Origin of the sequence: Mycobacterium sp., from assembly GCF_035623875.1 — a bacterium.
Taxonomy (GTDB): domain Bacteria; phylum Actinomycetota; class Actinomycetes; order Mycobacteriales; family Mycobacteriaceae; genus Mycobacterium.
Window position 1 is genome coordinate 1 of sequence record NZ_DASPSP010000050.1, and the last position, 7,750, is coordinate 7,750.

Sequence of the window (7,750 nt, forward strand, 5' to 3'; positions counted from 1 at the left end):
CGCAGCAACCCGCATCATCTCGTCGGTGACTCGGGTCGCCTGAGCCGCGGTCACGGCAAGTCCCACCGCAGGGAAGATATAGACGTTATTGCATTGAGCCACAGGGCGTTCCACGCCGTTGCGCTGCAGCGGCGCGAACGGTGAGCCGGTCGCGATCAACGCACGCCCGTCGGTCCACTGGTCCAATTCGGCCGGGTGCGCCTCCGCGCGACTTGTCGGATTAGACAGTGGGAAGATCATCGGCCGCTCGGTCTTGGCGGCCATCTCGCGCACGATGCTTTCGGTGAAGGCACCCGCGGCGGTGGACAGCCCCAACAGAACACCAACGTCGACGTGGTGTACGACGTCAGCAAGCTGTGCCGGCCCCGTCAGCCCCCAATCAGCCACTCGGTTGGCGGGCTGAGCGAAGTCGCGCTGTCCCTCGGAAAGATCCGTGCGGTCGTCGGTGAGCAGACCGTCCACGTCGACGACCCAGATCCGTTGCCGAGCAGCCTGTTCGGACAAGCCCTCGTTGACCATCTCCCGTCGGATCATGTCCAGGACGCCGATGCCGGCCGAGCCCGCGCCGAGCATGACGACCTGCTGCTGCGACAGCGGACGGCCCGCCACCTGGGCGGCGCCGTGCAACGCACCGAGGGTGACGGCGGCGGTGCCCTGAATGTCGTCGTTGAAGGTGAGCAGCTTGTCGCGGTAGCGAGTAAGGATCGGCTGAGCATGCACAGTGGCGAAGTCCTCCCACTGCAGCAGCACGTCGGGCAGTTGTTCGCGCACGGTGGTAACGAACTGATCGATGAATGCGTAGTACTCGTCATCGTCGATACGTCGGTGGCGCCAACCGAGGTAGAGCGGATCTTCGAGGAGTTCGGCGTTGTCAGTGCCGACGTCGAGCACGATCGGAAGAGTGCGAGCGGGATCGATGCCGCCGATGAGGGTGTACAGCGACAGCTTGCCGATCGGAATGCCCATCCCACCGATGCCCTGGTCACCCAGACCGAGAATCCGTTGCCCGTCAGTCACCACAATCACGTCGACATCGGGTAGCGGCCGATTGCGCAGCACTTCGTCGAGACGATCGCGGTCGGGATAGGAAACAAATAATCCCCTTGGCCGCCGGTAGATTTCGCCGAAACGCTGGCAGGCTTCACCGACAGTGGGGGTGTACACGATCGGCAATGTTTCGGGGATGTGGTCGCGCAGCACCCGGTAGAACAGGGTTTCGTTGCGGTCCTGCAGCGCGCGGAGATAGATGTGTTTGTCGAGATCGTCGCGGCGAGTGGAGAATTCATGCCAGCAATGCGCAGCTTGCTGTTCGAGGGTCTTTACAGCAGCCGGCAGCAGTCCGAGCAGACCGTACCTGCGACGCTCGGCCTCGGAGAAAGCCGTGCCCTTGGTCGTCAACGCGTCGAACAGGGCGGCCTGCCCCCGCTGTTGATCGGGCATCGTTCGGATCCCTTCGGTTGCAATTGCGAGCATAACGATGGGATCGAAAGGCCATGTCAGCACAACAATACCGGCGGCGACGCTGATGATCCCGAGGAAGATGTTCCATCCCCCCGGCGGCGCTGCGCCATCGCCTGGGCTCCAAGATCGTCATGACGCGCCTAGCCGACGAAGCGGGCGTGCCAAGCGTGCCTCACGTGATCGGGCGGGTCGGCTCCTATGACGAGCTGTCGGCGCTCGCGCAGAGCGCCGGTCTGGGAGATGACCTCGTCGTCGAGGCCGCTTATGGCGACGCCGGCTCTGGGACGTTCTGCTCGGCAAACCCGGCTAAGCTAAAAGGACATGCTTGGCCGCCCGTTGGATGACTTTGGACCCTACTACCCCGCGCTTGAGAGAGCGACGACGACGCGACACCGTGCGGAGTGCCAAGGAGGCAAACGGCATGCCTGATCCCGTTGATCGGATCCGTCAAACGCTCATCGAACGAGTCCGCCAGATCGTGGACCAGCACCACGAAAGCCAGGCCGACCAGGTGTCTTTAGCCTCTGGGATGTTCTCTTGATGCTGGAGAAAGGTCTAATGCGTCGGTGCACCATTCGGCATGAAAGCGGCTCTGAATGATTCCTTACTCCGATGGGATTGCCGCGCGCCGGTTTCCGATCGTCAATGCCGCGCTGATCGCTGCCAACGTCGCGGTCTTCGTGTTATACGAGCTGCCGGATCCCGAGGCGGCGATCAAACAAGCCTCGTTTTATTCCTGCAATGTCGACAACGCTTGCCACATGGGTTACCCGTGGGGCGTCAGCTGGATCACCGCGATGTTCATGCATGCTGGCTGGGATCACATCCTCGGCAACATGTGGTTTCTGGCGATCTTCGGCAAGAACGTCGAAGACGCGTTCGGGAAGCTCGGCTATCTTCTCGTCTACTTCGGCGGCGGATTCGCGGCAACATTTTTGCAAACCGCGATGACCCTGCTCTTCGGCAGCGCATCGGACGCGCAGATACCGAGCCTCGGGGCAAGCGGCGCGATCGCCGCCGTGCTGGGCGCCTATTTTGTGTTGTATCCCAACTCGAGCATCCTGACACTCCTGGGGTGGTTCCCAATAAGAATCCCGGCATGGCTGTTCCTCGGCGGCTGGTTCCTGTTGCAATTCTTCGAGGGGAACTCCGCACTGGTCGCAGGGACCGGTGGCAGTGGTGTCGCGTTCTTCGCGCACGTCGGAGGGTTCGGCTTCGGGGCGCTCGTGACGGGACTTCTGGTGGGCGCCGGACGCATCGTGGCTCGGAGGCCGCAATGGGACAGAACGTAGGTCCATTCGTCGTAGTGGCGGGAATCGTCATCGCGGCGGTGGGAATCCTGATGTGGGCCGGTGGACTTTCGTGGTTCGGCCACCTTCCCGGTGACATCCGGATCGAACGCGAAAACATGCACATCTACATCCCGGTGATGTCGATGCTCTTAATCTCGGTCGCGGCCAGCGTATTGCTGTCCATCGCGAATTACTTGTTTCGGCGCTGATCGCGCTCCAACTCACAAGCGGACACGAAGGACTCACCGGCCTCTGCCGACGCCCGCACACCAGCGCGACATGCTCGATCAGGTTGGGCGCAAGGGACTTTAGGCCGGGCTGAAGTGTTGGGCATCGGTTGGGGCGATGGAACCGTCGCGTGTGCGGCTGCTGCAGCGGTGGACACCGGACGTCCGCTGGCAGTTTTCCCAGCCGGCACTTTCAACCACTTCGCCAAGGACGTCGGCTGCGAGGACGTGGCCAAGACCATCCGGGCGGTACGAGAGGGTAGCGTTTTCTGCGTCGATCTCGTGTGTTTCAACGACTCTCGGATGATTATCAACACTTTGAGCATCGGAGCCTACCCCACTTTTGTGCGGACACGCGAACGGCTGGAACGCAAGATCGGCAAGGCGCCGGCGAGATGCTGTTGCGCCGGCTGGCGATGGCCGCTAACAAAGCCGGCACGATGATCGCGATATTGGCGGCGACAATCCCGGCGACGACGATGATCGTGCCGAGGATGTCCCAACGCGGTGTTTTCTCTTCCACAGCCGAGCAGGCCGCGATGAAATGCCTATACTTTGTCACCCGATCCCTAAACCCATCGGTGCGGGCAGGGCACGATGAATGATGCGGTGGAAGCCGGCGCTCAACGCGTTTGCAATCAACGCACGCCACGCTATCGCGGGGCTAGTTAGTTAATTAGCTAGCAGATGTCCCACCGGTGTATATGCTGGGTAGATATCTTAATGGCAACCCTTGTTAGCATTGGCGGACAGGGAGCGAAGGCACAGCTTGTGAGCGCTGACTACCGAAAGTTCGCGCAGTGCGAACTGGCAACGCATGGGTATTTGACGGCTGTCAGAGAATCTCAGCAGGTGCCAAAAACTGGTGCGACCGCAATACTGCTGGCAACGTTGTCTTCGGGGAAAACGTTGTCTTGGGGAAGAGGGGTAGGGCGTGAGTAACACCGCCACTAACGCTGGCCGCGATCGCGGCGAGCCGCTCACCGAAACGGTGTCCGCAGTCACGGGCACAGGACCGCAGCTGACCGGTGTTGCTGCCGGTGCCACTGGGGCGGTGCTGGTAGTGGCGGGGGTCTCGGGTTTGCACGTGCTGACCTCCGGTGGCGGGGTGACCGGGTCGGTGGGGTGGGTGCTGCCGCCGTTGGCGGGCGTTCGCCGTGTTGGGTAACGGGATCACACTGCTACGGCGCGCCCTGGCCCCGATCACCGTCACTGCCGAGGCCGGGGTGTTAGCGATCGCGTTGTTCTCGGCCACCGCATTCGGCCTGGCCACCTTATCCTCCTATCTACCCCGCACGGGTACATCGTCTCTCGGGATGGCGGTGGCGGCGGCTGACCCGTGTGGTGATCGCTGCGGAGGCGGCGGCAACGGGCAAGGCTCCTACGGTCCGGATACCTCCGGTTTTCAGCCGCCGGGCATGCCCAATCAGTTGCCGGATTATCAAAGCGGCGCCAACTCCGGATACCCGGCCCCAGACCAAGCTGTCAGCCAGGTCACCCAACAAGCCGGACAGCCAGGCGCCACCCAGACCGCCAGCCAAGGACTACCGAAGCCACCGCCACCGGATTCATGGTCGGGGCAAATCACCAACGCCCCCGACCCCACAAGGCCGAACGCCAACAATGCACTGACCATGGCGCAGCTGGTGCAGCGCGTTTACGACCCGACCCAGCCGCTGCCCGCAGGCTGGTCGCAGCTCAGTTCGGCGCAGGTGGAGCAGCTCAGCGCGGTCAATCCGGACACACACCCCGTGGCGGCGGCCTCCGGTGTGCACGTCGGCGTGTTCACCGACGGCGCCGGGCACTATGTGGGTTCGTTCGCCGGGGCCGAAAACCAGTACGATGACGCTGCGGTGGTTGTTGAGGAAGTCGGCGGCAACCCACCCCAATACCAGACGGCTGTCCAGGTCATGAACGGCCTGCTCAACAACTTCGGCGCCGGAAACGTCGCCGCCACCGGACATTCCATGGGCGGTGGAGAAGCCGCCGCCGGAGCCCTCAACAACGGCACCACCGCCATCACCTTCGAAGCCCAGGGGCTATCGCCCGGCTACCTGCAAAGTCTCGGAATGGACCCCCCAGCAACCTTCGCTCAAGCCGCCGACGGACAAGTCCAGCACTACTTCATCGAAGGCGAATTTGCCACCGCTCTACAACGCGAAATACCACTAGTCAACGGCCTACCCAACGCCCCCGGCCTCAACTACGCACTCCCCTTTGTCACCACCGACCCCGTCACAGGAGCCACCAGCATTTCCCCCGTCGGCCCGCTCGAGCAAGCCCATAACATCGCCGCCGTCATAGATTCAATAGCACAACCAGGGGTGGAACCTCAGTTGGTGTTCACGCAGCCCATCCCGGGCGAAAAAGCCGCCGAAGACGTTGTTAATGCTGTCGCTCCCATTGTCGTCCTACCCATCGCCGAAGCCGTTCTCAGCGACCTGACACCACCACCACCAGCGCCGGCGCCAGCACCAGCAGCGCCAGCACCAGCAGCGCCAGCGCCAGCAGCGCCAGCAGCGCCAGCACCAGCAGCGCCAGCACCAGCAGCGCCGGCGCCAGCACCAGCAGCGCCAGCACCAGCAGCGCCAGCGCCAGCAGCGCCAGCGCCAGCGCCAGCGCCAGCAGCGCCAGAACTATAAATAAAGAGGAAATCGCGTAATGAGGCACGTTAAGACAATCGGTGCCACCGCCATAACCGCCGCGGGACTAATTGCGGCCCCTGCTGCTAACGCCGGGGCACACACCGTCACCTACAGCTTGTGGGTGGATGGCCCGGCCCCGAACGGCTTCAGTGTCAGCTACGTAGCTAATGATCCGGTCGATCAGCAAAGTCCTCCGCGTGGCGGCGATTCCAATTTGTTTTTGTCGCCCGGTGAGGTCTGGACGCGTGACACCACTATGGACGACCCGACTCAGTGGGCCTACATGGTGGCGGTTTACAAGTACGCGAACGCCAATCCGGTCGGTACACACTGTGAAATTAGAGTCGATGGAGTTGTGGAAGCCACCGGCGTAAGCGTCTGTTCGATTCGGCAGCTGAATGCCGGAAGCGGTCCGCCTGGGACTATGTGAGAGCGGATTCTTGGCGTTAGCCGCGATTTTTCGCGCGGCCAGATCTGGGAGGGTGTTGCCCCGGTTCTGGCCGACTGGTGGTGCCGATTGCGGCATGCCGGTGTGATGGGTCCTAACTGCGACAACGTAAGTGGTCCCGGCTGGGATCGAACCAGCGACCTTCCGCGTGTGAAGCGGACGCTCTCCCACTGAGCCACGGGACCGGCGCCAAGAGGCGAACGACGTCGAAGGTTAGCACGCGCGGGCGTCTCGGCAGAACGCGCAGCATGGGCCGCAGATAGCGGCGCGCCTGATGGTGCCAAGAAATTTGTGCGGGCCCACTCAAGTGGACTATCGTCGTGCTTCGCACCGGGCGACGATCTCGTCCGTTGCGCGCGGACGTAGCGCAGTTGGTAGCGCATCACCTTGCCAAGGTGAGGGTCGCGGGTTCGAATCCCGTCATCCGCTCGAGGGTGCAAGTGGCATCAAACCCCGCGGTGGAGTGGCCGAGTGGTGAGGCAACGGCCTGCAAAGCCGTGCACACGGGTTCGATTCCCGTCTCCACCTCCAATTCTTTGACCGGGCGCGGTTAGCTCAGCGGGAGAGCGCTTCCCTGACACGGAAGAGGTCGCTGGTTCAATCCCAGTACCGCGCACTAATGTTTGCGCAGTTCAAGTGCCGTTTTTGGTCTGGAAGTTGCGTGGCTTGGGCTAAGTGCGGGCTAAAGATTCCAACCCGCGGTGCCACATTCCACCCGAAGAATGTTCGACTGATACACCCTTATCGAAGGCTCACAATGCGTACCGCTGACCACCGCTGGCTAACCAGCTGGCCGGGGGTGGGCCGCTGCCGTCGATAGACACGTATCCTGCGGAAACGCTACTGCCGACGGGGCCGCGTCGGAATCAGCTTCGACTCCGCCTGCTCCCAATCGACGTAGCCGGTGAGCGTGCTGGCGGTGATCCCCCGGGGGTGTCGATGCGGTCGGCGATCTGCCGCAGCGCTATCGCCACCAGCGCCGGAGGGAACGGGTCGTCACACTGGTAGGTGTAGAGGCCGTCGCTGCAGACTTCCACGGTCAGTTTCACGGGTAGGACCTCGGTTCAATCACCATCCGGGTAGCCGGTCGCCCCCTGAACAGTTCACGAACGCGCGGGCTGAACAGTTCACGAACGCGCGGGCTGAACAGTTCAGCAACCCGCGGGGGCATTAAACGCAGAATGTATCCAATGCCCTACTACAGCGACACCCACCCTAACCGCCGTCACATCGACGAATTGCTGGGTGAGCGCCTAGCGCACGACGTGTGGCCCGGTGAGGACACGGTGAACGCTGCGATCGTCAGTGAAGCGTCGTGAACGAAGCCCGGCCACGCGGGTAACTTGACCAGGCTCGTCCATGATGGCCGCCGAGGAACTAGGGCTAGGGAGCGAATGCGACGTGTCCGAGCACGTCGATAAGCGATTCGAGCCCACCGTTGCCGGCGCTGGCTAGGTCGTATGTGACCGGGACGATAGTGTCGCTCTGATCTTCGCCGACGATGGCGGTGCCGCCGTCGAAGGCGCTGGCACTGTCATACGACACGGGTTCGGTGCTGCCGTCAACGCCTGGCGCGGAATACGTCTCGTTGTACCCGTTCCCGACGTTTGCAAAGCTGTTCGTACCGCTGGCGGTAGCCACGTCATCCTGGACGTTGCCGGTTCCGCTGTAGTCCGT

General features: G+C 62.7%; 9 protein-coding genes, 4 tRNA genes and 2 pseudogenes. 9 read left to right on the forward strand and 6 right to left on the reverse strand.

Going from position 1 to position 7,750, the window contains the following annotated elements; translation table 11 throughout:
* The coding region (locus tag VEI45_RS04275) for an NAD-dependent malic enzyme (protein ID WP_324850455.1) at nucleotides 1–1,440 on the reverse strand (1,440 nt) is incomplete at its 3' end.
* A 110-nt stretch (nucleotides 1,441–1,550) separates the two neighbouring features.
* Between VEI45_RS04275 and VEI45_RS04280 the strand changes: the two are divergent.
* The 5 genes and pseudogenes from VEI45_RS04280 to VEI45_RS04300 all read left to right on the forward strand — a co-directional run.
* A pseudogene (locus VEI45_RS04280) lies at nucleotides 1,551–1,751 on the forward strand (hypothetical protein); the annotation flags it as partial.
* A gap of 306 nt (nucleotides 1,752–2,057) precedes the next feature.
* Nucleotides 2,058–2,753 (forward strand): rhomboid family intramembrane serine protease, encoded by a 696-nt coding sequence (locus VEI45_RS04285; protein ID WP_324850457.1) that lies wholly within the window; start codon nucleotides 2,058–2,060, stop codon nucleotides 2,751–2,753.
* Entirely contained in the window at nucleotides 2,738–2,962 is a 225-nt protein-coding gene (locus VEI45_RS04290) for a DUF2905 domain-containing protein (protein WP_324850459.1), read from the forward strand. Before VEI45_RS04285 ends, VEI45_RS04290 begins: the two co-directional genes overlap by 16 nt.
* Nucleotides 2,963–3,037: 75 nt before the next feature.
* Nucleotides 3,038–3,364, forward strand: a pseudogene (locus VEI45_RS04295) (diacylglycerol/lipid kinase family protein); the annotation flags it as partial.
* 550 nt (nucleotides 3,365–3,914) lie between these two features.
* Complete coding sequence (locus tag VEI45_RS04300) at nucleotides 3,915–4,148, forward strand: hypothetical protein (protein ID WP_324850461.1); 234 nt, start codon at nucleotides 3,915–3,917, stop codon at nucleotides 4,146–4,148.
* Between the two features lie 400 nt (nucleotides 4,149–4,548).
* Here the strand turns inward: VEI45_RS04300 and VEI45_RS04310 are convergent, their stop codons facing one another.
* The 3 genes from VEI45_RS04310 to VEI45_RS04320 all read right to left on the reverse strand — a co-directional run bounded on the left by VEI45_RS04310 (nucleotide 4,549) and on the right by VEI45_RS04320 (nucleotide 6,258).
* Nucleotides 4,549–4,944 (reverse strand): hypothetical protein, encoded by a 396-nt coding sequence (locus tag VEI45_RS04310; protein ID WP_324850470.1) that lies wholly within the window; start codon nucleotides 4,942–4,944, stop codon nucleotides 4,549–4,551.
* A 469-nt stretch (nucleotides 4,945–5,413) separates the two neighbouring features.
* Nucleotides 5,414–5,650 (reverse strand): hypothetical protein, encoded by a 237-nt coding sequence (locus VEI45_RS04315; protein ID WP_324850471.1) that lies wholly within the window; start codon nucleotides 5,648–5,650, stop codon nucleotides 5,414–5,416.
* A 536-nt stretch (nucleotides 5,651–6,186) separates the two neighbouring features.
* A tRNA-Val gene (locus tag VEI45_RS04320) sits at nucleotides 6,187–6,258 on the reverse strand.
* Nucleotides 6,259–6,429: 171 nt separating this feature from the next.
* Between VEI45_RS04320 and VEI45_RS04325 the strand changes: the two genes are divergently transcribed.
* The 3 genes from VEI45_RS04325 (at nucleotide 6,430) to VEI45_RS04335 (ending at nucleotide 6,689) form a co-directional block, all read left to right on the forward strand.
* Nucleotides 6,430–6,502 (forward strand) — tRNA-Gly (locus VEI45_RS04325).
* Nucleotides 6,503–6,530: 28 nt separating this feature from the next.
* Nucleotides 6,531–6,604 (forward strand) — tRNA-Cys (locus tag VEI45_RS04330).
* A gap of 13 nt (nucleotides 6,605–6,617) precedes the next feature.
* A tRNA-Val gene (locus tag VEI45_RS04335) sits at nucleotides 6,618–6,689 on the forward strand.
* 250 nt (nucleotides 6,690–6,939) lie between these two features.
* On the opposite strand, the gene VEI45_RS04340 is transcribed toward VEI45_RS04335, so the two are convergent.
* The gene (locus tag VEI45_RS04340; protein WP_324850463.1) at nucleotides 6,940–7,122 is read right to left on the reverse strand and encodes a hypothetical protein; all 183 of its coding nucleotides are present in this window, start codon (nucleotides 7,120–7,122) and stop codon (nucleotides 6,940–6,942) included.
* A 141-nt stretch (nucleotides 7,123–7,263) separates the two neighbouring features.
* Between VEI45_RS04340 and VEI45_RS04345 the strand changes: the two genes are divergently transcribed.
* On the forward strand, nucleotides 7,264–7,392 hold the full coding sequence (locus VEI45_RS04345; protein ID WP_324850466.1) for a hypothetical protein: 129 nt from the start codon (nucleotides 7,264–7,266) through the stop codon (nucleotides 7,390–7,392).
* A 64-nt stretch (nucleotides 7,393–7,456) separates the two neighbouring features.
* Here the strand turns inward: VEI45_RS04345 and VEI45_RS04350 are convergent.
* Nucleotides 7,457–7,750: hypothetical protein (locus VEI45_RS04350; protein WP_324850468.1), on the reverse strand; the 294-nt coding region annotated here is incomplete at its 5' end.

Coding starts and splice junctions, on each gene's coding strand:
- VEI45_RS04285 (WP_324850457.1), top strand. CDS start 2,058: ATGATTCCTTACTCCGATGGGATTGCCGCGCGCCGGTTTCCGATCGTC.
- VEI45_RS04290 (WP_324850459.1), top strand. CDS start 2,738: ATGGGACAGAACGTAGGTCCATTCGTCGTAGTGGCGGGAATCGTCATC.
- VEI45_RS04310 (WP_324850470.1), bottom strand. CDS start 4,944: ATGTCCGGTGGCGGCGACGTTTCCGGCGCCGAAGTTGTTGAGCAGGCC.
- VEI45_RS04345 (WP_324850466.1), top strand. CDS start 7,264: ATGCCCTACTACAGCGACACCCACCCTAACCGCCGTCACATCGACGAA.